Annotated in this window: 16 protein-coding genes; 10 read left to right on the forward strand and 6 right to left on the reverse strand. The window is 62.3% G+C overall.

All coding sequences use genetic code 11. The annotated features are described in order from the left end of the window. Positions 1-44: 44 nt before the first annotated feature. Together ACSQ2A_RS10615 and pbpC are read left to right on the forward strand one after the other, a co-directional pair. A complete protein-coding gene (locus ACSQ2A_RS10615) occupies positions 45-5,528 on the forward strand; it encodes an alpha-2-macroglobulin family protein (RefSeq protein ID WP_436072203.1) in 5,484 nt (1,827 codons plus the stop codon). Further along, the gene (gene pbpC, locus ACSQ2A_RS10620; RefSeq protein ID WP_436072204.1) at positions 5,525-7,654 is read left to right on the forward strand and encodes a penicillin-binding protein 1C; all 2,130 of its coding nucleotides are present in this window, start codon (positions 5,525-5,527) and stop codon (positions 7,652-7,654) included. Before ACSQ2A_RS10615 ends, pbpC begins: the two co-directional genes overlap by 4 nt. On the opposite strand, the gene ACSQ2A_RS10625 is transcribed toward pbpC, so the two are convergent. From ACSQ2A_RS10625 to ACSQ2A_RS10635, 3 genes are all read right to left on the reverse strand, one after another. After that, complete coding sequence (locus tag ACSQ2A_RS10625) at positions 7,651-7,929, reverse strand: helix-turn-helix domain-containing protein (RefSeq protein ID WP_295415165.1); 279 nt, start codon at positions 7,927-7,929, stop codon at positions 7,651-7,653. The genes pbpC and ACSQ2A_RS10625 overlap by 4 nt on opposite strands. 54 nt (positions 7,930-7,983) lie before the next feature. Beyond that, on the reverse strand, positions 7,984-8,241 hold the full coding sequence (locus tag ACSQ2A_RS10630) for a helix-turn-helix domain-containing protein (RefSeq protein WP_295415164.1): 258 nt from the start codon (positions 8,239-8,241) through the stop codon (positions 7,984-7,986). 83 nt (positions 8,242-8,324) lie between these two features. After that, on the reverse strand, positions 8,325-9,755 hold the full coding sequence (locus ACSQ2A_RS10635) for an ATP-binding protein (RefSeq protein WP_436072205.1): 1,431 nt from the start codon (positions 9,753-9,755) through the stop codon (positions 8,325-8,327). A gap of 137 nt (positions 9,756-9,892) precedes the next feature. Here ACSQ2A_RS10635 and ACSQ2A_RS10640 point away from each other — a divergent pair, with 137 nt between their 5' ends. From ACSQ2A_RS10640 to ACSQ2A_RS10655, 4 genes are all read left to right on the forward strand, one after another. Continuing rightward, positions 9,893-10,486 carry a response regulator transcription factor gene (locus ACSQ2A_RS10640; protein ID WP_436072206.1) on the forward strand — a complete coding sequence of 198 codons (594 nt, stop codon included), beginning with the start codon at positions 9,893-9,895 and terminating at the stop codon, positions 10,484-10,486. 305 nt (positions 10,487-10,791) lie between these two features. Then, positions 10,792-13,209 carry a flagellin gene (locus ACSQ2A_RS10645; RefSeq protein ID WP_436072207.1) on the forward strand — a complete coding sequence of 806 codons (2,418 nt, stop codon included), beginning with the start codon at positions 10,792-10,794 and terminating at the stop codon, positions 13,207-13,209. Positions 13,210-13,268: 59 nt separating this feature from the next. After that, complete coding sequence (locus ACSQ2A_RS10650) at positions 13,269-13,670, forward strand: flagellar biosynthesis repressor FlbT (protein ID WP_436072208.1); 402 nt, start codon at positions 13,269-13,271, stop codon at positions 13,668-13,670. Positions 13,671-13,675: 5 nt separating this feature from the next. After that, positions 13,676-13,915: a helix-turn-helix domain-containing protein gene (locus tag ACSQ2A_RS10655; protein ID WP_295415159.1), complete on the forward strand. Its 240-nt coding sequence runs from the start codon at positions 13,676-13,678 to the stop codon at positions 13,913-13,915. Between the two features lie 122 nt (positions 13,916-14,037). Here the strand turns inward: ACSQ2A_RS10655 and ACSQ2A_RS10660 are convergent, their stop codons facing one another. Next, positions 14,038-14,808: an SDR family NAD(P)-dependent oxidoreductase gene (locus tag ACSQ2A_RS10660; RefSeq protein ID WP_436072209.1), complete on the reverse strand. Its 771-nt coding sequence runs from the start codon at positions 14,806-14,808 to the stop codon at positions 14,038-14,040. A gap of 17 nt (positions 14,809-14,825) precedes the next feature. Next, positions 14,826-15,512 carry a GntR family transcriptional regulator gene (locus ACSQ2A_RS10665; RefSeq protein ID WP_295415157.1) on the reverse strand — a complete coding sequence of 229 codons (687 nt, stop codon included), beginning with the start codon at positions 15,510-15,512 and terminating at the stop codon, positions 14,826-14,828. A gap of 118 nt (positions 15,513-15,630) precedes the next feature. Here ACSQ2A_RS10665 and ACSQ2A_RS10670 point away from each other — a divergent pair, with 118 nt between their 5' ends. The 4 genes from ACSQ2A_RS10670 (at position 15,631) to ACSQ2A_RS10685 (ending at position 20,220) form a co-directional block, all read left to right on the forward strand. Beyond that, the gene (locus ACSQ2A_RS10670) at positions 15,631-17,172 is read left to right on the forward strand and encodes an aldehyde dehydrogenase family protein (RefSeq protein WP_436072210.1); all 1,542 of its coding nucleotides are present in this window, start codon (positions 15,631-15,633) and stop codon (positions 17,170-17,172) included. A 185-nt stretch (positions 17,173-17,357) separates the two neighbouring features. Then, on the forward strand, positions 17,358-18,317 hold the full coding sequence (locus tag ACSQ2A_RS10675; protein ID WP_436072211.1) for a sugar ABC transporter substrate-binding protein: 960 nt from the start codon (positions 17,358-17,360) through the stop codon (positions 18,315-18,317). A gap of 233 nt (positions 18,318-18,550) precedes the next feature. Then, positions 18,551-19,495, forward strand: coding sequence for an ABC transporter permease (locus tag ACSQ2A_RS10680; RefSeq protein WP_436072282.1), 945 nt, complete (start codon positions 18,551-18,553; stop codon positions 19,493-19,495). After that, complete coding sequence (locus ACSQ2A_RS10685) at positions 19,492-20,220, forward strand: ATP-binding cassette domain-containing protein (RefSeq protein ID WP_436072212.1); 729 nt, start codon at positions 19,492-19,494, stop codon at positions 20,218-20,220. The genes ACSQ2A_RS10680 and ACSQ2A_RS10685 overlap by 4 nt, the downstream gene beginning before the upstream one ends. A gap of 3 nt (positions 20,221-20,223) precedes the next feature. Here the strand turns inward: ACSQ2A_RS10685 and ACSQ2A_RS10690 are convergent, their stop codons facing one another. Continuing rightward, entirely contained in the window at positions 20,224-22,110 is a 1,887-nt protein-coding gene (locus tag ACSQ2A_RS10690; RefSeq protein WP_436072213.1) for a bifunctional sugar phosphate isomerase/epimerase/4-hydroxyphenylpyruvate dioxygenase family protein, read from the reverse strand. Positions 22,111-22,547 lie beyond the last annotated feature (437 nt).

Raw genomic sequence — 22,547 nt, forward strand, 5'->3', positions numbered from 1 at the left:
CTGGGGTTGGCTTCCTTATGCGGGGCCGTTTTTGGGAGGGCAGGATGCTGGGTGGACGCCGCGCAATTCGTTCCGTCTTTGGCGCTTTGGTTTTGGCCCTGGTGGGGCTCATGCCGGTTGCGGCCGAGACGAAGATAACGCTCTTCGAAAACACCGACCTGCCCGGGTTCGACTATTCCATCGTCAAAAATACCGACCTCGATAGCTGCCAGGCGGCGTGTAGCGAGGACAATATCTGTCGCGCGTTCACCTATAATTCGCGCAGCGAATGGTGCTTCCTCAAGGGTGATATCGGCGATCGCGCCGAGTTTTCGGGCGCCACTTCGGGCCGTGTCAGCCGCTCGCCCACCCCGGCGGTGACCGAGGCAGTGCGGCAGGCCGAACTGCCGTTCCCGGCGCAATCGCTGGTCGATTCCGCCAAGGTTTTTGCGCGCGACCTGCCCCAGACCGACGCGCCGGCGCCGAAGTCGATCTATGTCGATCTAGTGGCTTCCGGCGACGAAGAGGTGGCCAACGAAAATTATCAGGCTGCGATGGTGGCTTATCGTCAAGCGCTGGCCATCAATGCCAATGATCGCGCCGTGTGGCAGGCGCTGGCCGAGGCTGCCTTGCGGCGGGCCGATGTGGTGGCCGGGCAGAGCGAGGGGGACAATAGCTACGATCTCTCCTATGTCGGCTCCAATGCGGCGATGAATGCCTTTTTGCGTTCGACGAGCGAAGACGAGCGGGCCGGGAGCCTGCGCGCGCTCGCCAATGCCATGGAATATCGCGAGATGTGGCGCGAGGTGATCGCGACCTATCGTGCGGCTTTGGCGCTGGTGCCGGATGCCGATGTCGAGGCGCATCTCGATAGCGTCGTGGCGCAGCACGGGTTCCGGGTGACCGATCATGTGGTCGATGCGGAAGCTGCGTCGCCACGCATCTGCGTGGTGTTTTCCGAGCCGCTCGGCAGCACCGATCTTTCTGCCTATGTGTCTGTCGCCAATGCGCCGCAGGTTTCGGTCGAGACCGAAAGCGAGCAGATCTGCGTCGAAGGCGTGCAGTATGGCAATCGCTACACGATCAAGCTGCGGGCCGGGCTGGCTTCAGCCAATGGCGAAGAGCTGCGCAAGGATGTCGACCTAAGCGTCTACGTGCCCGATCGCGCGCCCTTCGTGGGCTTTGCCAATAATGCCTATGTGATGCCGGCCGGGCTCGGCGGCGGGTTGCCGATTACCTCGGTCAACGCCGAGACGGCAGAGGTGATGATCTATCGCATTGGCGATCGCGGGATTGCGACGGCGGTGCGCGATGGCGTGTTCCAGGGAAGCCTCAGCCAATATAATGCCGAGGACATTGCCGATCGCGTGGGCGAGCAGGTTTGGACCGGCGAGGTTGACCTCGCGCAGGGCGACAATAATGCGCTGACGACGACGGCCATTCCTGTGGCCGAGGCGCTGGGGACGCTCGAGGCAGGGGCCTATGTGATCACAGCGCGGATCAAGGGCGAGCCGGATGACGATTATTGGTCTGATCTGGCGACGCAGTGGTTCATTGTCACCGATCTGGGCGTGACGACGATTGCCGGCGACGATGGCGTGCATGCCTTTGTGCGTAGCCTTGAGACGGCACAGCCAGTGGCTGGGGCCGATGTGCGGCTTGTCGCGGTCAATAATGAAATTCTGGGCGAAGCGACGACAGATGCGGATGGTCGCGCGGTGTTTGCGCCGGGTCTGGCGCGCGGCACGGGCGGAAGGGCGCCGCAATTGCTGGTGGCCGAGACGGAGGGGGATTACGCCTTCCTCGATCTTTCCAAGCCGGCCTTTGACCTGACCGACCGTGGCGTGGAAGGGCGTCCATCGCCGGGGCCGCTTGATCTGTTCATGACCACAGAGCGCGGCGTCTATCGGCCGGGCGAGGTGGTGCATCTGACCGCTCTCTTGCGCGATGCGCGGGCCGAGGCGGTGGAGAACCTGCCTTTGACGCTTGAAGTCGAGCGGCCGGATGGCGTTGTGGCATCGAGCCAGGTGATGGATGACGAGGGTGCGGGCGGCTACTATGCGGCGCTGCCAATGGCCAGCGAAGCCATGCGTGGCTCGTGGACGCTGCGGATTTACTCCGATCCCAATGCCGATGCGCTGTCGAGCACGACCTTCCTCGTGGAAGACTTTGAGCCGGAGCGTCTCGCTTTTGAAATCAAGCCGCAGGGCGAGGGGGCGTTTTCTGCCACTGACGTCAACCTGATCGATATTGCGGCAAAGTATCTCTATGGCGCGACGGCGCCGGGGCTGTCGGTCGAAGCCGATGCCATTGTGCGGCCGCGGACGACGTTGCCCGAATTCCCGGGTTTTACGTTCGGCCGTTTGGACGACACCATTGAAACCACGCGCGAGCCGCTGGGCACGGTCGGGGTGACCGATGACGACGGCAATGCGGTGGCCGAGGTGACCTTGCCCGAGGGGCAGGCGACGACGCGACCACTTGAGGCGCAGGTGCTGTTGCGGCTGGTCGATACCAGTGGGCGCACGGTCGAGCGCAGCATTACGCGGCCGGTGCTGGCCGATGGCGATCGGATCGGCATCAAACCGGTATTTGCCGATGCGACGGGGCTCGAAGAGGGCAGCGAAGCGCAATTCGAACTGATCGTCGTGTCGCCCGAGGGCGCGAAGGTCGCGGCGACGGGGCTTGGCTGGACGCTGTCGCGGGTCGAGACCAATTATCAATGGTACCGCAATGGCAGCACCTGGCAGTGGGAGGGGATCACCACCACGCGCGAGATTGCCAATGGCGAGGCTGATACGCCGGATGGCGGTTCGGTGACCGTGGGCGCCAATGTGAATTGGGGACTCTATCGTCTCGAAGTCGAGGGGCAGGGCACTTCGTCGAGCTATGAATTCTACGCCGGCTACTATTATGCCGATGCGGGTTCGGACACGCCGGACACGCTGCAGGTGGCGCTCGACAAGCCGGCCTACAAGGTTGGCGAGACGGCGAACCTGAAGCTTGATCCGCAATTTGCCGGTACGGCGCTGGTCATGGTGATCGACAATCGCGTCATCGCCATGGAAGCGGTGGAAGTGCCCGAAGGTGGCACGACCGTGCCGCTCGAAGTGACCGAGGAATGGGGGCCGGGCGCCTATGTGACGGCGGTGCTCTATCGTCCGTCCGACACGGCGGAAAAGCGCATGCCTTCGCGTGCGCTGGGTCTGGCTTTTGCCGATGTGGAGCCGGGCGATCGCAAGCTTGATGTGAAGCTTGGCGCACCGGACGTAACGCTGCCGCGGCAGAGCTTTGAGGTGGGTGTTGAGCTAGCCAATGTGGCCGCGGGAGAGAAGGCCTATGTGGCTGTGGCTGCGGTCGATCTTGGCATTCTCAATGTCACCAATTTCAAGGTGCCGGCGCCGGATGACTATTACTTTGGCCAGCGCCAGCTCGGCATGGAAATCCGCGATCTCTATGGCTCGCTGATCGATCCGACGCAGGGTCTGCCGGGTGCGATGCGCTCGGGTGGCGATGGTGGCGGTTCGCGCCTCGGCACACCGCCGCCGATCTCGGTGCTGGTGGCGCTGCATACGGGCATTGTGGAAGTCGATGCTGATGGCAAGGCGACGGTGACGTTTGACATGCCTGACTTCACCGGCACGGTGCGCGTCATGGCCATGGCCTGGACTGCCTCGGCGGTGGGGCATGCTTCGACCGATGTGATCGTGCGCGATCCGGTTGTCGTGACGCTGAGCCCGCCGCGCTTCCTGCGTGTGGGGGACGAGGCGCGGCTGCTTGTGGAAGTCAACAATGTCGGCGGGGCCGCAGGTTCCTATGAGGTGGCGCTGTCGACCGGCGAGGGGATCTCGACCTCGGCAGAGACGACCGATGTGGAGCTGGGAGAGGGCGAGCGGACTGCGCTCGATCTGAAGCTCAACGGCATGCAGATCGGCGACTGGCCGGTGCAGTTGACCGTCACGGGGCCAGATGGAACGACGCAGACCAAGGAACTGCTGCTTGGTGTGCGGCCGACCAGTGCGCCGGTGACGACCAGTCGATTGGTGGCGATCAAGGCGGATGGCAGCGTTTCTATCGATGCGAGCTATTTCGATGGGCTGCTCGCGGATACCGGGTCGATGACCCTCGCCATCGGGCCGATTGCGCGGCTCGATGTGCCTGGGCTGTTGTTGTCGCTTGATCGGTATCCCTATGGCTGTGCCGAACAGACATCCAGCCGCGCCCTGCCGCTGCTCTATCTCAATGAGGTGGCGCAGATGATCGGGGTGGCCAAGGATGACAAGCTCAACCAGACTGTCATCGATGCGATTGCCAGCATTCTGGCAAAGCAGACTTCGGCTGGCGGCTTTGGCCTCTGGGGACCTTTCGATGGCGGGGATTTCTGGCTCGATGGGTTCGTGACCGACTTCCTGCTGCGCGCCAAGGCGGCCGGCTATGCCGTGCCCGAACAGGCGCTAAGCATGGCGCTCGACAACCTCTCCAACCAGCTCTCCTATGCCAGCGACTTCGAGAATGGCGGCGAAGACATTGCCTATGCGCTTTACGATCTGGCGCGTGCCGGTCGGGTGGCGATGGGTGATCTCCGCTACTATTTCGAAGCCCGTCTTGATGCCTTCGGTTCGCCGCTGGCACAGGCGCAGCTTGGCGCGGCCCTGGCGCTTTATGGCGATACGACGCGCGCCAAAGAAGCGTTTGAGGCTGCAGTCGAGAGCGTGGGCAAGGCGCGGGACAGCAACCGCTATCGCAGCGATTACGGTAGTCGCTTGCGGGATATGGCGGGTGTCTTGGCTTTGGCGGCTGAGTTCAAGCCGGCTGGTGTCGACCTGACTTCGCTCGCCAACCAGTTGGCCAAGCTGCGCGATCGGACCCGCTATACCTCGACGCAGGAAGATACCTGGACGCTGCTGGCCGCCTCGGCTCTCGGGGCGAGCAGCACGGATGGGTCTGTTACCATCAATGGCGAAGCGCTGACGGGGCAGGTCTATCGCCGCGTCGAGCAGGCCGGTTTCGAGACGGTCGAGATTGCCAATGGCGGTTCGGCCGATACCGAGGCCAAGGTGACGGTGACGGGGTATCCGGCGGTGCCGCCGGATGCTTCGGATGATGGCTTTGCCATTTCGCGGGCCTATTACCTGCCCGATGGCACCGAGGTCGATCCGACCGAAGGCACTTTGGCCCAGAACGACCGCATGATCGTGGTGCTGCGTGTGCGGCCGCATGATCTGGGCTCGGGGCAATATATCGTCGCCGATCCGCTGCCGGCGGGCTTTGAAATCGAAAACCCGAACCTTTCCGACGGTGAGGGCGTGTCGGATTTCAACTGGCTGTCGCTCAACATCCCGGCGCATGTGGAATCGCGGACCGACCAATATGTCGCCGCCTTCCGCTATGGCTCGGACCCCGGCACGTTCACCACGGCCTATATGGTTCGCGCGGTGACGCCGGGCACGTTCGTACTGCCGGGCGCGACGGTGGAAGACATGTATCGTCCTGAATTCCGCGGCAATACGGCGGCGAGCTCGATCGAGATCACCGCCCAGGGCCAATGACGGAAGAGGGTAGAGATACGAAGGACAAGCAGCCGCGCCCATGGGTGGCGCGGCTGACGCTTTTTGGTTTTTCGGTTTTTGTGATTGTGCTGGCTGGTGTGATCCAGCTCGTGTCGTGGACGACGACGATTTCGGCGTCGTTGCCGGCGGTGCCTGACCTTGAGACTCTGCCGGTTTCGGCTGAGGTGACCGACCGGGATGGGCTGCTGCTGCGGCCGTTCACGACGGCGGGTGGGCATTGGCGCCTGCCGGTGACGCGGGCGGGCGTCGATAAGCGCTTCATCGACATGCTGATTGCCTATGAGGACCGCGGGTTTACGAGCCACGAAGGCATTGCCTGGAATTCCATGCTGCGCGCGGCGGGGCAGTTTGTGCTGGCTGGGGGCAGGGTGGTTTCGGGCGGCTCGACGCTGACCATGCAGGTGGCGCGGTTGATCGAGGGGCAGCCGACGCGCAATGCCTTCGGCAAGCTCAGGCAGATGATCCATGCGCAGCAGTTGGAAGCAAATCTCAGCAAGGATGAAATCCTCGATCTCTACCTGACGCTGGCGCCCTATGGGGGGAACATTGAAGGGATTCGCGCGGCGACGCTGGCTTATTTTGGCAAGGAGCCGACGCGGTTGACGACGGCGGAGGCGGCTCTGCTGGTGGCGCTGCCGCAATCGCCGGAGGCGCGGCGGCCGGATCGGGATCAGGCGGCGGCTTTAGCGAGCCGGAACATGGTGCTGGATCGGCTGGTGTCGATTGGGACGATTGCCGAGGAGGAGGCGCGGGCGGCAAAGCTTGAGCCGATCCCGACGGCACGAAAACCGTTTCCGATGCTGGCGGCGCATATGGCTGAGCAGGCGGTGAAGGCACAGCCGACGGCGCGGACGGTGGAGCTGACGCTCGACAAGAGATTGCAGGATGCGCTGGAGCGGCTGGCGGCGGCGCGGGCGCGGTTGATCGATCCGCGCGTGTCGGTGGCGATCCTCGCGGCGGATATCGAGAGCGGCGAAATTCTGGCCTCGGTGGGGTCGGCGGGGCTGTTGGCGACCGAGAGCGCCGGCTTTGTCGATATGACCAAGGCGGTGCGGTCGCCGGGTTCGACGCTGAAGCCGTTGATTTATGGGCTCGCCTTTGAGCTGGGTCTGGCGCATCCGCAGAGTCTCATCGAAGATCGGCCGACGGCTTTTGGCGGCTATGTGCCGGTCAATTTCGACGGGTTCAACCGCGGTACGGTCACCATCCATGATGCGCTGACGGAGTCTCTGAATATTCCGGCGGTGGTGGTGCTCGATGCGGTGGGGCCGGCGCGGCTGGTCTCGCGTCTGAAGCGGGCGCATGCCAATCCGCTGCTGCCGGTGGATACGGCGCCGAGCCTTGCGGTGGGGCTGGGTGGTGTGGGGATCACCCTGCGCGATCTCGTTTCCGTCTATGCGGCGCTGGGGCATGGGGGTGAGCCGGTGTCGCTTTATGATGGGCTCGGCGAGCGGCCGGTGCCGCAGGTTTCGGCCGATGTGCTCGATCCGGTTTCGGCCTGGTATGTCGCCGACATTCTCGCCGATGTGCCGCCGCCGCTGAATGGGTCACCGGGGCGCGTCGCCTACAAGACCGGTACGTCCTACGGGTATCGCGATGCCTGGGCCATCGGGTTCGATGGCAAGACGGTGGTGGGTGTTTGGGTGGGGCGACCCGATGGGGCGCCGGTGCCGGGACTGTCGGGGATTACCGGGGCGGCGCCGATCCTTTTTGAGGCGTTTGATCGGTTGGGGAGCCGCAAGGCGGCTTTGCCCAAGGCGCCGCCGGGGGTGCTGTTTGCGTCCAATACGGAGCTACCCACACCGTTGCGACGGTTCAGGCATCCCAATGAAAACCTTGTCGCGCGCATCTCCGCGCCCGAAATCGCCTTTCCCGGCGATGGCGTCGATGTCGACCTAGGGCTGCGCAGCGGGTCGCTGTCGCCACTGGTGGTGAAGGTGCGAAATGGCGTGCCGCCATTCACGTTCTTTGCCAATGGGGCGCCGTTCGGGCGTTCGCAATTTGCGCGCCAGGATAGCTGGACGCCGGATGGGCCGGGCTATGTGACGCTGTCGGTAGTCGACGCCGAGGGGCGGGGCGATACGGTGACGGTGTTTTTGGACTAGCTGGCGTCAGATGGGGTCGACGGGCGTCGTCCGGCCTTGAGAGGTTTTGGACGTGCCTCATCTTGGGCCGGGGGCACGAAGAGTTCGGCGATGGAGACGGAGAGGGCCGTGGCGACCTTGTCCAGAATGCCGATGGATGGATTTTCCATCATGCGCTCAAGCCGGCTGACATAGGTGCGATCCACCGCTGCAAGCTCGGCGAGTTTTTCCTGGGACAGTTTTCGTTCGACGCGCAGGCGTCGCATGTTCCAGGCTACCAGTTCCCGACTATCCATAAAAGCTTCGGCGCCCCCCAAGGGAACGCTACACAAAGCATGGCGGCGGTGCAATCAGCCGTAGCGCAGTTCCTGCGCCTGATTTTCGGCTGCGACGGCGTCATCGAAAAGGCTCTGGGGGGTGACGGCGAGTGCTGCGCAGAGCTCGTCGAGCTGGTCGAGGGTCAGATCGAGCGATCCGGCCTTGAGGTCGGCAAGAATTTTTTCGGACCAGTCGAGGCGTTCGGCAAGCGCATCGAGGCTCGTGCCCTGCATTTTGCAGAGCCGCCGGACGTTTTGTCCGAGGAGAGTGGCGGCCGGCAGGCGGGTCATGGGCATTCCGAATCGTGTGCTTGAACTCATTGACTCTTAGCGGCGATGGCGGGGGCGCTTGGCGGGTATTAAGGAAGGATTAACTACCTCTTTGGAGGTAGGATTATGCCTTTGCGGTTTTGCTCGTCCACCATCTCGGCTCCGAGAAGACTGGCGGCCTGCGAGATGATGCGCAGGCCGAGACCTCCCCGGCTGGACTGGTGCGGTGACGAGGGTTCAAAGCCGTCGATCACGAGAATGCTGATGCCCTCGGCCTGAGCCTCGACCCGCACTTCAACTGTGCCGCCCTCGGGGGTGAGGCGAATGGCATTGTCGAGATGATTGGACAGGATCTGGAACAGCAGGTCGCGGTCTGAAACCACGGTGAGGTTGGTATCGGGCCAGACGAGGCGCTGGGAGCGGCGCTGGGCCTGGGGGATATAGGTTGCGCGCAAGCGGTCCATCAGCTGCGCCAGCGGCAGGGGCGCGAGTTCGGCGCTGACGTCGCCCGTGTCGAGCCGGGCATAGGCGAGAATGCGGGTGAGCAGTTCGGAGGTCACGGTGCCGAGCTGGCGGACACGGGTCAGGGCCGTGTTTCGAACCTGCATATCGCTGCGATCGTCGATGGCGGCGACCGTCAGGTTGATGGCTTCCACCGGCTGGCGCAGGTCGTGGCCGAGCGAGCGCACGAGATGGCGCTGCAGTTCATAGGCCTTTTCCAGTTCCTCGGTGCGTTGGGCGACGAGCTCTTCGAGCCGGTCGGCGGCCTGCTGACGCTCGGTAGTCGCTGCGCCGACGAGAAGGGCGGCGATGGCGGTGGTCAGGAGCAGTGCCGGGAGGCCGGCAACCTCGACGGCACCGGTGAAGATCATGGCAACGGTGGGGGTGGCGATACAGGTGAGGAATGCCGCCGCCGCCGCGTGCTCGAAGCCGCCGCGCAGAGCAAAGACGAGCACGGATGGGAGGACCAGGTACCATAGGTTGATATCCAACGACGGACCTAGCGCGCCGATCAACGAGGCGACGGACAAGATGGCTGTCTGCACGGCAAAAGCGCGGGCACTAGGCCATCGCCAGGCGCCGAGCGGCCGGCCCAGAGCCAGCATGATCGCTGGTATCAGCATGGGCGGCACCATGATGGCGCCGAGGGCGTCGCCAAGGAACCATGGCTCGGCCAGGGTCAGGGCGCCCGAGGGGTCTATTTCGCCGAGCAGCACGCTTTGTCCGATGCCGGCGGCCGAAGCCACAGACGCCGCGCCAATGGCAGCGCCGATGAACCACTGCACCTCGCCCCAGGTGCGGAAAGGCAGGGTGATCCGCATCACTCTTGTGAGGAACAGACCGGTGCCGCCATAGATCAGATAGATTCTGATGCTGTGGATAAGCACGTCGAGGTCACTCGCGACCTCGATGTCGAAAACTTGTCGCACGGGCGGCAGCGTCAGCGAGAGATGCGCCAGGAGCGGCACCAGTTTTAGCCAACCGGGGGCTGCCATCACGACAGCCATAGTGACGCCGGAGGGCAGGAACCACACACTTGAATATGTCCTGAAAACCGTAAATAGATCGGCGATGCGGAATGATACGAGCCAAATCGCGGCAAGAAGAATCACCGTGACCATGGTTCGTAAAATTCGCATAAAATCTCTCAAGCTTCTGAATTGGTTGGAATGTGTCTAGAAAGCTGCTGATTGCTGACGATCATCTGCTTTTCGCCGATGCCGTTAAATTCTTGCTGGAATCTAGCGGCGCCGATATCGAGGCGCAGGTTTTCTCGTCGCTCGCAAGCGTCCTGGACTTCTTGTCCACCGATGCGCCGGTAGACCTGTTGCTGCTGGACTATTCCATGCCGGGCACCAGCGGCATTGAAGCGGTAGAGATGGCGGCAACAAGGCGGCCGGGCCTGCGCATCGCCTTTCTTTCCGGGCTCGATGATCCACAGGTGGCGGGAGAGGCGCTGCAACGTGGCGTTGTCGGGTGGCTGCCCAAATCCATGCCCGGAGAAGCCCTGATCAATGCCCTCAACCTGGTGCTGGCGGGCGAGCGATTCGTGCCCGCCGACCTCATGCTGCGTCAGCAGGCCAGCCCGCTGACGCCGCGCGAGCAGGATGTGGCGACGCATCTGGCGCGCGGTCTTTCCGACAAGGAAATCGCCGAACAGCTGTCGCTGCAGGTTGGCACCGTAAAGGTGCATGTCAAAAGCCTCCTGCGCAAATTCGACGCTACCAATCGTACACAGTTCGCCCTGCGCTATCGCGGCGCCTGAGCTTTCCATGCCCTTGGGCGCAGAGCGGAGCCGGCGATCGCCGCTAAAGCGCGTCGCGATCGCCGGCTCCGCTCTGCGCTTTAGCGCGTTGTTTTCATGCATGTCTTTGTTCTGAAGCCGTTGCCCCGCCCGGGAGACGTGGTTTGGCAGTGCGTGGCCGTGTCGGTTTATGAGTACAAAATTTGCTTGATTAATTGTAGGTCTATCCGCATCATTAACGCGCTTTTAATGTGATGCGTACAATCCTCTGATTTGTAAAAGGGCTGCATGAAGCGGCTCATGTTTCCAGAAGGAAAGCACCACACATGGGTTCCGATATCTCTCTCTCGAAGGCCGTTCGCACGAACCTTCTGAGCCTGCAGAACACCGCCGAAATGATGAACAAGACGCAGAACCGTCTTGCCACCGGCAACAAGGTGAACTCTGCCCTGGACAACCCGTCCAACTTCTTCACCGCTTCGGCTCTCAACAGCCGCGCCGCCGACATGAGCAACCTGCTCGACTCGATGGCGTCGGGCATCAAGGTCATCGAGGCTGCCGACAAGGGCATCACCGCGATCACCAAGAATATCGAGTCCATGCAGTCGACCCTGCGTCAGGCTCGCCAGGACAAGTCGTTCCAGACCGACAACTATGAAGTCGGCAAGGACAGCACCCTGAAGCTCTCCGGCGGCCAGTTCCCAGAAGGGTACGAAGTCAAGCTGCAGCAGCCCACGGGTGGCGAAAAGGCCGCGGTTTCCTTCAATCTGGCTTACCAGGACGCGACCGGTGCTGCGGCTACCGACTCTACTGCACCGGGCGAGGGTGCACGCGCGTTGGTCAAGTATGACGTTGCTGCTGGTTTTGGTGCTGGCGACAAGCTCAAGATCGATGGCCGTGAAATCACGCTGGGCGCCGGCGGCTATGCCGGCACCTATGCCAGCGCAGGCGACATTGCGAGTGCCATTACGTCGGCGCTCGGCACTGGTTCGGGCTACACTGTTAGTGCGGATGCTGCCGAAGGTCAGGTCATCATTGAGCAGACCGACAAGACCAAGGCCTCGCCTGTGGTGGAGTTTGTCTCCGGCATTAACGCTGCGACCTATGGTGAAACCTCGTTCACCTATAACGCGACCCATGCCGGCACTGTGACGGTTGGTAGCGGTGCTGACGCTCAGACCATCAGCAACGGTGGTGCTTCGTTTGCCGACTTTGTTTCGTCGCTTGAAGCCAAGGCAAAGGACGGCAAGTACACTGTCGTCGCAGATGCCACCACGCAGAAGATCACCTTGCGTTCGGCAGAGCCGAATCTGGGCGCTCCGGCGATCAGTGGTCTGAATACCACCGGCCAGAGCAATGCAACGACCACCTTCGATCTGTCGGCCGCCGCTACCACCGGCGCGGGCGTTGTCAATTTCACCTTTGATGGCATTGCAGTTAACGGCATTCAAGGTGCGACCGCGGATGACGTCTACACTGACCTGCAGGCTGCATTCACCGCTACTCCTGCGCTGAACGACAAGTACACGCTCAGCTATGATACCGGCACCAACGTCATGACCCTGACGAGCAAGGCGGCCGGAGAAGGTCAGACTGCTGCAGTCATGACGGCAACCGCCGTAGCAGGTGGTGGTACGGCGGCCGCCCCGGCCGTTGCGGGCACGTTCGTTGATGCAGACACGACCGGCATCACCGTTAGCCAGACTGCCGGTACGCCGGGTGCTCACGTTAAGACTGTCGAGGCTGCCTCGCACAAGTTCACCGTAACCTACGGTGACAAGTCGGCGGAGATCAACGTCGTTGGCCGTGACGGCTCGCCTTACGACAAGACCAATCAGCTTGATCTGATCAACGACCAGCTCAAGGCTGCTGGTATCAACGACGTGACGGCCTCGTTCGACGCCGACGACAAGCTGGTGTTCACCGCCAATAACACGGAAGGCAAGACCCTTGCCGTCTCGGGCAAGGATGTCGCCCTGTTTGGTACGGAGAACGTCTCGACCGGCAAGGCTGCAGTATCGGCGTACAAGTCGTCCAACACGGTCGACCAGTTCGTCGAAGAGATCAACCGCAACGCTGCCACTGCCGGCAAGGTTCGTGCTTCGAACGACAATGGCAAGCTGCGCATCGAGAACCTCTCGACGCAACAGCTCGACGTCGAGTTCGACAAGGACGGCGCAGGCGTTGGTGCACCGACCCAGCACAAGATCGCTGGCAACGTCATCCGTGACAACCTGGCCAAGCAGTTCAACGACCTGCGCGACCAGCTCGACAAGTTTGCAGATGACTCTTCGTTCAACGGCATCAACCTGCTCCGCGGCGACAAGCTGACGATCACCTTCAATGAATCCGGTTCGTCCTCGATCCAGATTCAGGCCAAGGACAAGAACGGCAACGAGCGCCCGATCACTGCGGCTAACCTGAACCTGGAAAGCCTCATCGGCCAGGACCTCGATAACGACACCGATATCGACGCCCTGCTCGGCAAGCTCTCGACGGCTCTGTCGGAACTCCGCTCGCAGGCTTCGACCTTCGGTTCGAACCTGTCGTCGGTCGAAAACCGCCAGACCTTCACCAAGAACATGATCAACACGCTGGAAACCGGCGCTGCGAACCTGACCTTGGCTGACACCAACGAAGAAGCTGCGAACCTTCTGGCTCTCCAGACTCGCCAGCAGCTCTCCTCGTCGGCTCTGTCCATGGCCTCGCAGCAGGACCAGGCTGTTCTGCAGCTCCTGCGCTAATCGCCAAGACTTTCCGGGGGCGGCGTGGTCGCCCCCGGCTCTACCCAGAAGGAAAGACGATGGCTCTGAAGCTCACTGTAAAACCCGGCGAAAGCTTCTTCGTCGGCACCGCTGAGATCACCGTTCAGTGCGACAGCATCGTCAATGTTCTCGTGGGGGGTAAGGCCCCCGTTTTGCGTTCCGAGGACTATGTTTCGGACGCCGACCTTAATTCACCCGCCCATCGTCTGCGCCATGCCGTGCAGCAGATGTATCTGACCGGCGATGTTTCGGGTCACCACGTCGCCTATTTCGAGGCTGTGCAGGCGCTGCTGGTGCAGTCGCCCGAGCACTCGGGGCTCGTGGCCGAGGTCAATGGCATGCTCATGAACGGCGCCACCTACAAGGCTATCAAGCTGCTGAAATGCCTCTCCAATCCCGAGCTGACCGAGACCCGGGCCAAGCTCAAGTTGGTGGGTTGATCGCTATGGCTGCTACCGCTTTCGCCCCTGCTCCTGAAATGACCGGTGCCATGCTGATTGCTGGCAATGTCATTCGCCTGCGCCGCATCCGCAATCTGAGCCTTGAGACGTTTGCAACGCGTCTCGGCTGGAGCGTTGCCGAAGTGCGCGCGCTCGAAACCTCTGACAGGTTCAACCTGGCGCTCGATGATATCGACAATCTTGCGCAGGCGCTGGATGTCGAGCCGGCGGCGCTGTTCGTCTAGGCTTCTTGCGCCCTATACGCTGTCGTCATTGCCGGGCTTGTCCCGGCAATCCAGTTTTTGGAGGGCATGGACCACCGGGACAAGCCCGGTGGTGACGATGGGGTGGGGTGTAAAGCCTAGCCTCAGCCGTTTGCCCAGCCTCCATCAACGATGAATTGCTGGGCCGAAATCATGGCGCTGTCGTCGGCGGCGAGGAAGAGGGCCATGCGGGCGATGTCGTCGGGCTGGACCCGACCGGCAAGGGCCTGCTGGGCGTCGATCTGTGCTTCGGCCGACGCGTCGACCCAGTGGGTCAGCTGGCGTTCGGTCATGACCCAGCCTGGGACCAGCGTATTGACGCGGATGCCGGATTTGCCGAGTTCGCGGGCCATGCCGCGGGTAAGGCCATGGGTTGCGGCTTTGGCGGTTTCATAGACCGGGATTTTGGGGGACATGATCATCCAGCTGATCGAGCCGGTATTGATGATCGAACCGCGGCCGGCTTTCACCATGCCGGGGGCGACGGCCTGGATGGCGAAGAAGGAGTGCTTCAGGTTGACCGCCATGCGGTCGTCCCAATAGGCCGAGGTGACCTCTTCCCATTCGTGACGCTGGTCGTGGGCGGCATTGTTGACGAGGGCGAGGGCGTCGCCGTGGGCGGCGGCGAAGCCGGCAATGGCGGCCTGGTAGGCGTCGGTATTGGTGATGTCGCAGTGGGTGAAGCGCACGGTTTGACCGGCGGCGGTCAGTTCGTTGGCGAGGGTTGTGCCGCGCTCGTCCTGGATGTCGACAAAGCCGACCTTGGCGCCCTGGGCGGCAAAGTTGCGAACGAGGGATTCGCCGATGCCGGAGGCGCCGCCGGAAATGACCACGGGCATGCCGGCAAGGCTCGGATAGCGGGCGGTTTGCGTCATGAAAATCTCCGAGCGGTCTAGATAAAAAGATTGGCGTGACGGGTTTCTAGCTCGGGAAGATCGTCGAGAATACTGCCCAAATGCGTCGCCATGGCCGCTTTTGCGGCTTCCACGTCATGGGCGTCGATGGCGTCCATGATGGCGGTGTGCTCGCGCACGCGGCGGGCCATATCGGCCTCGCTCTGCAGCGTCATGTTGCAGACCCGATCCATGTGCGTCTTCATGTCGGCAATGGCAATCCAGGCAATGCCAACACCGGCGCCGGTGGCGATGGCGATGTGAAAAGCCTCGTCGTGCTCGCGGAAGCCGGCATGGTCAAGTTTTTCGGCCGCCTCGGCCTGCTTGGCGAGGAGACTGGCGATGCGCTTGCGTTGCCAGGCGTCAAAATTCTGCGCGGCCTTTGCGACGACGGCGATTTCCACGGACTGACGCACGAACAGCGCTTCCATCATTTCCCTTGCGGAAATGCGGGCCACAACCGTGCCGCGATGGGGCCGGATTTCGATCAGGCGCGAATTGGCGAGGCGGATCAGCGCCTCGCGCACCGGCTGCCGGGAAACGCCAAGTTTGGTGGCGATATCCTGCTCGGAGAGCCGTGTGCCGGGCAGGAGTTCGAGCTCGATGATCGAGCGGCGCAGGTCCTTCTCGATGGTCGCTGCCGCGCTTTCCCCGCTCTCCGTCGAAGTCTGCATTTCCAAGGTCATATTACATCTCGCCCATGCCATTGACAGCTTGGGTCAATGCGCCATACGGTACCATACAATTCCATACAGGACGCGTTTGCACGGGTCCAGCATCTTCGGGGAGGTGGGTCAGTCCGCCATGGCCATAACAAGTCAATCCAGCTTTCAGGACAATTTTGCCGTTCCGAATCTTAGTGATCCGCGCCTTGCGAGTAAACGCGCCTATCGCATGGTTATCGACGGCAAATCCGTAGACTCGGTGTCCGGCAAGGTGGTGGAGCGCGAGAGCCCCGGGCATAGGGGCAAGGTCATCGGCGTATGGCCGGCTGGGACGACTGAAGATGCTTCGCGGGCGATTGGCGCTGCGCGCATTGCTTTTGACAATGGTCCCTGGGGGCGGATGAGCGGGGCGGAGCGCTCCACCATTCTCCATGCCATCGCGCAGGGGATTTTGAAACATCAGGACGAGCTGGCGCTGATCGAATGCCTGGAGACGGGCAAGCCGATCAATCAGGCGCGGGGCGAGATCGGCTATTGCGCTGATCTGTGGACCTATGCCGCTGGCCAGTGTCGCGGGCTCGAAGGCGATACGCATAATGCCATCGGCACCAATCGGCTGGGCCTGGTGCTGCGCGAGCCGGCTGGGGTGGTGGGCATCATCACCCCGTGGAATTTCCCGTTCATCATTGTGTCCGAGCGGGTTCCGTGGGCGCTGGGGGCGGGCTGCACGGTTGTCGTGAAGCCGAGCGAATTCACTTCGGGCACGACGATCCGGTTGGCCGAGATCGCGCTTGAGGCGGGTCTGCCGGCGGGGGTGTTCAATGTCATCACCGGCTATGGGCCGGAGGTGGGGCAGATCCTGGCTGAAGATCCGCGCGTCGACATGGTCGCTTTTACTGGCTCGGTGCGAGTGGGCACGCAGTTGGCCGGCATTGCGGCTGCCAATGTGAAGCGCGTCGGGCTCGAACTGGGCGGCAAGGGGCCGCAGATCGTTTTTGCCGATGCTGACCTTGAGGCAGCTGCTGATGGCATCGCCTATGGCGTCTATCACAATGCCGGCCAGTGCTGCATTTCGGGCAGCCGGCTGATTGTTCAAAACTCCATCCGCCCGGCCTTGCTCGAGCGTCTGCTCGATCTCTCGCGTCGCCTGCCTTTCGGCGACCCGCTGGCCGCCACGACCCGCTATGGCGCAATGGTGTCCGTGCCGCATCTCCACAAGGTTGCGGGCTACGTGGCGGCTGGTCTGGAAGATGGCGCCGAGCTGCTGCTGGGCGGGGAGAAGATCGACGAAGGCTCGGGAAATTTCTTTGCCCCGACGGTCTTCGACAAAGTGCGGCCCGACATGCGGATCGCGCAGGAGGAAATTTTTGGGCCGGTGCTCGCCACCATTGGTTTCGACACGCCGGAGGAGGCTGTTGCGCTCGCCAATGGCACGCCGTTCGGCCTGTCGGCCGGTGTCTGGTCTCGCGATTTGGAAACAGCGATCCAGACGACGCGAAAGCTTCGCGCCGGGCGGTGCTGGATCAATTCGGTGATCGATGGAACGCCGGAAATGCCCATCGGTGGCTACAAGATGAGCGGCGTCGGTCGCGAACTCGGCCGCTATGGCTTTGATGAATATTCGCAGTTCAAGGGTCTGCATATGACCCTTGGGCGCGGTGAACCCTGGTTCGAGCACTAGGAGGAATACGCCCACGGCGTCATTCCCGCGAAAGCGGGAATCTCACCTGAGGAGGGAGATCTCCGCTTTCGCGGAGATGACGTGGTGGGAATGCCAGAATCTGGCGGCGCAATCTTTGGTCGGAGCACGCCGCCCGAAGCGGGACCTGAGGAGGGCCCGCCACAATCCAAAGGGAGGATTAAGCGATGAAGTTGACCAAGTCAAAAGCCGCTCTGCTGGCCGGTTGCGCCCTGTTCGCAACCGTTGGCGGTGCGCTGGCGCAGGATCAGGAGCCCGTCAAGGCGACCATGATCATCTATCTCGATCCCAGCGTGCAGTTCTTCAATCCAGTGGTGAAGGGCGCCCAAGACGCCGCCGCTGCCTTCAACGTCGATCTCGACGTGCAATATGCCAACAACGATCCGGTGCGCCAGAACGACCTGATCGATACCGCCGTGGCAACGGGCGTTGATGGTATCGCGGTTGCCATTTCGTCGTCCGACGCCTTTGACGACAGCATCTGTGCGGCCGTCGAGGCTGGCGTCGTGGTCATCGGTTTCAACAATGATGACCTCGAAGGCGCCGCCGGCAATTGCCGCCAGGCTTATGTCGGCATGAACGAATTCGACAGCGGCTATGAACTCGGCATCCGCATGATCGAGGCGTTTGGGCTCAAGGAAGGCGACACCGTTTTCAATCCGCGCGAAATTCCCGAAGCGAGCTTTGCCGTGGCGCGCGGCGGCGGCATCGAAAAGGCGATGGGTGAACATGGCATCAAGGTTGAGACGGTGCGTGCCGGTCTTGATCCGGCGGAAGCGCAGAACATCATGGCGCAGGCGCTAATCGCCAACCCCGACATCAAGGCCGTGTTCGGCACGGGTTCGGTGACCTCTACGGTTGGCGCTGGCGCCATCAAGGATGCGGGTGTGGAAGTGCCGTTTGGTGGCTTTGACCTTGCCGTGGAAATCGCTGATGCGGTCGAATCTGGCGCGATGTTCGCGACCATGGACCAGCAGCCCTATCTGCAGGGCTATTATCCGATCGCCCAGATCGCCATGGCTGCGCGCTATGGCCTGACGCCGACCGACGTCGACACCGGTCAGGGGGCGTTCCTCGACCAGGGCCGCATCGGCACCGTCAAGCCGCTCATCGGCTCCTATCGGTAATCGTCCGGGTGGGGTTTCGGCCCCACCCAATTTTCCACGGCGTCATTCCCGCAAAAGCGGGAATCCCTGCCGCTGCATCCCGAGATTCCCGCTTTCGCGGGAATGACGCGGTGAAGGAAGGGCACGGGCGCTGAGTGCTTAAACAACTGGATAAAAACGTGACCGATATGACCCATGACCGGGCCGTCGCGCCCCGGCGCTCGGCAGGAGAGTGGCTCCATAGCCTTCTCAGCATGCCGGCGGGCGCCATTCTGCTGGTTTTCCTCGTCGTGCAGCTTGGCTGCATTGTCGCCGGGCTCTTGTTCCCCGACGACTTCCGTTATCTCTCATCGGCCAATATGGGCATCATGATGCGCTCGGTGCCGGTGCTCGGCTGCCTCGCCCTTGGGGCCGGCGTCTTGATGATCGCCGGGGAGTTCGATCTCTCCATCGGCTCTGTCTATACGCTGACGGCCGTTATCATGGCTATGCTGGTGGGCGCGGGTGTTGACGCGTTTCTCGCCGCGCCTGTTGGGCTGCTGGTCGGTGCAGTCATCGGGCTTGGCAACGGGTTTCTTACGCTCAGATTTCATCTGCCAAGCTTTATCGTCACGCTAGGCGGTCTGCTGTTCTGGCGCGGCGCCGTGCTGCTGATCAATGGCGCTGTGCAGGTGCGGTTCGATCCGAACCCCGTTTTCAACGCGCTGTTCTCGGGCACGATTTTTGGCATCAATGCCGCCTTCATCTGGTTCATTGTGTTGTGCTTCGCCTTCTGGGCGGTGCTGCATCGCCATCGCCTGGGCAACCACATCTTTGCGACGGGCGGCAATCGAGCCGCGGCGACCGCAATCGGGGTCAATACCGGGCGGATCAAGATGATCGCCTTCGCCATTGCGGGAGTCATGGCGGCCTTTGCCGGTATTCTGGCGACGACGCGCGTCGGCTCGGTGCAGCCGGGGCAGGGTGCAGGGCTGGAGCTTCAGGCGATTGCGGCCTGCGTCATCGGCGGGCTCTCCCTCCGGGGTGGCCGTGGCTCGATCCTCGGCGTCTTCCTCGGGGTGATGCTGATCTTCACCATTACCGACGTGCTGCTGCTGATGCGCGCGCCAGGCTTTTATCTCGACATGTTCATCGCCACGCTGATCGTTGCTGCCTCGATCTTCAATCACGGTCTTGATCGCCGGGGAGCCGAGTCATGAGCCTGCTTGAGCTGCACAATATCAACAAGACCTTTGGGCCGCTGAAGGCGCTGACGGACCTGTCGTTTCAGGTGGGGCACAGCGAGGTCGTTGGGTTGCTTGGTGACAATGGCGCCGGTAAGTCGACGACGGTCAACATGATCTCGGGCATTCATCAGCCGAGCTCGGGCTATATCTCGGTGGATGGACAGCGACAGACTTTTGCCAATCGTCGCGACAGTGCCGAGGCGGGGATCGAGACGATCTACCAGAACACGGCACTGGTCGATTGCCTCTCGATCTCGCGAAATATCTTCCTTGGGCGCGAGCTGACGGATCGGTTTGGGTTCCTGGACCTGAAAAAGATGCGCGAGATCGCCATGCAGGTGCTGGAAAGCGCCGTGCATATTTCGGGTATCGACAGCCCGGACAAGCTGGTGGGCGATCTTTCGGGCGGGCAGAAGCAGGCCGTGGCGATTGCACGGGCCGTGTTCTTCAAGCGGCGCGTGCTGCTGCTCGATGAGCCGACCTCGGCGCTATCGGTGCGCGAGACGGAGGCGCTGCTCAATCAGGTTCTGAAGCTCAAGGCCGAGGGTGTGTCGAGCGTGCTGGTGACGCACAATCTCTACCATGCCTACCAGGTCTGCGATCGCTTCGTGATCATGAGCCATGGCACGAAGGTCTTCGATGTGGCGAAGGCCGATACGACGATCGAGGAACTGACGCAGCACGTGGTGCTGACTTAGGGTCTAGACCCGCGGCATCTCCGCTGGCCGGATTGCCCGCTTTTGCGCGGCAATCCGGAAGGGCGCGTTGACGGCGCCATAGCCGGCATAGTTTCCGCGCCGCTCGACGATTTCGAAGAAAAAGCCTTCGCCGAAACTCTGGGCGTAGATCTGGAAATACTCGCCGCCGGCGTCACGATCATAGAGCAGGTTGTTGGCAGCGAGCCGGGCGATCATCTCCTCGCCGAGGCCAAGCCGGGCCTCTAGGTCGGAATAGTAATTCTTTGAAATTTCGAGCACCGGCAGGCCGCTCGCCTTGAGGGCGGCGGCGGTGGCAAAGATGTCGCTTGAGGCAAAGGCGATGTGCTGGACACTGGAGCCAAAGGTTTCGGCGATGAAGTGGCCGGCGAGCGTCCGGTGGCTTTCGGCGCCGTTGAGGGTCAGGCGCAATTCGCCGCCGGGGCTTTCGATGACCTGGCTGCGGACGAGACCCGAGGGATCGACCACGTCGACCATGGGGCCTTTGTCGACTACGAAGATGGAGCGGTAGAAGAGGATCCAGGTGAGCATCTCTTCGTAGTTCATCGTCTGGGCGATGTGGTCGAAATGGGTGAGGCTGGCGCCGGTCGTGCTGGCGGGCTCGGGTTGGAATTCGACGTCCCAGACTTTTGCGAGATCCGACCGATCATCAAGGAAATAGAGCAGGCCGCCGCCGATGCCGCGGATGGCGGGGATGGTCAGTTCGCCGGGATTGACGCGCTGGGCAAAGGGTTGGGCATCGAGCGCCTTGGCGCGAGCGAGGGTGGCGTTCGCGTCTGCGACCTTGAGGCCCATGGCATAGGCGGAGGTGCCGTGGGTGAGATAGGCGGCATGGGCCATGCCTTCGCGCTCGGTGTTGACGACGATGTTGATCTCGCCCTGGCTGAAGCGCTCGACACTCTTGCTGCGGTGTTTGCCGGTGCGGGCAAAGCCCAATTGGCCGAGCATGGTGCGCAGGGTTTCGGCTTCGGTCTCGTCGGCGGTGAACTCGACGAAACTGACGCCTTTTACCGCGACGCGCGGGGGCAGGGCATCGGCGGCGGGCACGACTTCGGGTTCGGCTTCGCGCAGCTGATCCATGAGGAAGACAAGCGAGCGATGGCCGTCGAGCGCGATGGTGCGGGGGGAGCCGGCGCGGAACTGGTCGTTGAAGATCTCGAGGGAAAGCGGGCCGTTGTAGCCGGTGGCTGCAACGGCGCGGGCAAAGTCGACGACGGGCAGGTCGCCTTCGCCGGGCATGTTGCGAAAGTGGCGGCTCCAGTAGAGGAGGTCCATGTCGAGCGCAGGGGCGTCGGCGAGTTGGACGATAAAAATCTTGTCGCCGGGGATGGAGCGGATCGTGTCGGGATCGATCTTTCGCGACAGGGAGTGAAAGCTGTCGAGGATGAGGCCGACATTGGGGTGATCGGCTCGGCGGACCACTTCCCAGGCGTCGCGGTGGTCGTTGACGTGGCGGCCCCAGGCCAAGGCTTCATAGCCGACTTTCAGGCCACGCTTGGCGGCGCGTTCGCCCAGCTCGCGGAAATCGGCGGCGGCACGGTCGATGCCGCCGAGAGCGGCGGGGGCGATGCTGGAGCAGACGAGCATCAGGGGCGCGCCGAGTTCTTGCATGAGGTCGAACTTGCGTTCGGCACGCTCAAAGGCCTGGCGGCGTTGCGGCTCGGGCAGGCCTTCAAAATCGCGAAAAGGCTGGAAGAGGGTGATGTCGAGGCCGAGGTCGGCGACCATTTTCCGCACGTCGGCGGGGCTGCGGTCGTAGGCAAGAAAGTCGTTCTCGAAGATTTCGACGCCGTCGAACCCAGCCGCGGCAATGGCTTCGAGCTTCTCCCTGAGATCGCCGCTGATCGAGACGGTCGCAATCGAAGTCTTCATCGCAAAATTCCTGAACGAACTAGTTCGTACAAAGTAGGGGCGCGAGAGGCATCGGTCAATTGGGGATTGGGGGGGAAGGGGATTGGGGTGGGGAGGAGGGTGGAGAGGAAGAGAGGAGGAGAGGAGGAGAGGAGGGAGGAGAGGAAGAGAGGGGAAGAGAGGAGTAGAGGAGGAGAGAGGAGAGAGGAGGAACAGCAGCAAATTGGGATGTCTCTATCGTCTCGCTCCTGCTGGGAGCAGCAATTGCGAAATGCTCCGCGCCTTGCTTTCTACCCACGGCGTCATTCCCGCGAAAGCGGGAATCTCTGTTCAACGATGTAGATCCTTTCGCAGGATGACACGGTGAGGGCGAAGAGGGGGGCGTATGTCCGGGGGCTCGCAGACCCCACCCTTGATCCCTCCCCACAAGGGGGAGGGAGACGAAGGAACCGGGAGAT

This window comes from Devosia sp. LjRoot3, assembly GCF_964252865.1.
Lineage (GTDB): Bacteria > Pseudomonadota > Alphaproteobacteria > Rhizobiales > Devosiaceae > Devosia.

Coding starts and splice junctions, on each gene's coding strand:
- ACSQ2A_RS10655 (WP_295415159.1), top strand. CDS start 13,676: ATGGCTGCTACCGCTTTCGCCCCTGCTCCTGAAATGACCGGTGCCATG.
- pbpC (WP_436072204.1), top strand. CDS start 5,525: ATGACGGAAGAGGGTAGAGATACGAAGGACAAGCAGCCGCGCCCATGG.
- ACSQ2A_RS10665 (WP_295415157.1), bottom strand. CDS start 15,512: ATGACCTTGGAAATGCAGACTTCGACGGAGAGCGGGGAAAGCGCGGCA.
- ACSQ2A_RS10685 (WP_436072212.1), top strand. CDS start 19,492: ATGAGCCTGCTTGAGCTGCACAATATCAACAAGACCTTTGGGCCGCTG.
- ACSQ2A_RS10630 (WP_295415164.1), bottom strand. CDS start 8,241: ATGACCCGCCTGCCGGCCGCCACTCTCCTCGGACAAAACGTCCGGCGG.
- ACSQ2A_RS10660 (WP_436072209.1), bottom strand. CDS start 14,808: ATGACGCAAACCGCCCGCTATCCGAGCCTTGCCGGCATGCCCGTGGTC.
- ACSQ2A_RS10645 (WP_436072207.1), top strand. CDS start 10,792: ATGGGTTCCGATATCTCTCTCTCGAAGGCCGTTCGCACGAACCTTCTG.
- ACSQ2A_RS10625 (WP_295415165.1), bottom strand. CDS start 7,929: ATGGATAGTCGGGAACTGGTAGCCTGGAACATGCGACGCCTGCGCGTC.
- ACSQ2A_RS10670 (WP_436072210.1), top strand. CDS start 15,631: ATGGCCATAACAAGTCAATCCAGCTTTCAGGACAATTTTGCCGTTCCG.
- ACSQ2A_RS10675 (WP_436072211.1), top strand. CDS start 17,358: ATGAAGTTGACCAAGTCAAAAGCCGCTCTGCTGGCCGGTTGCGCCCTG.
- ACSQ2A_RS10690 (WP_436072213.1), bottom strand. CDS start 22,110: ATGAAGACTTCGATTGCGACCGTCTCGATCAGCGGCGATCTCAGGGAG.
- ACSQ2A_RS10680 (WP_436072282.1), top strand. CDS start 18,551: ATGCCGGCGGGCGCCATTCTGCTGGTTTTCCTCGTCGTGCAGCTTGGC.
- ACSQ2A_RS10615 (WP_436072203.1), top strand. CDS start 45: ATGCTGGGTGGACGCCGCGCAATTCGTTCCGTCTTTGGCGCTTTGGTT.
- ACSQ2A_RS10650 (WP_436072208.1), top strand. CDS start 13,269: ATGGCTCTGAAGCTCACTGTAAAACCCGGCGAAAGCTTCTTCGTCGGC.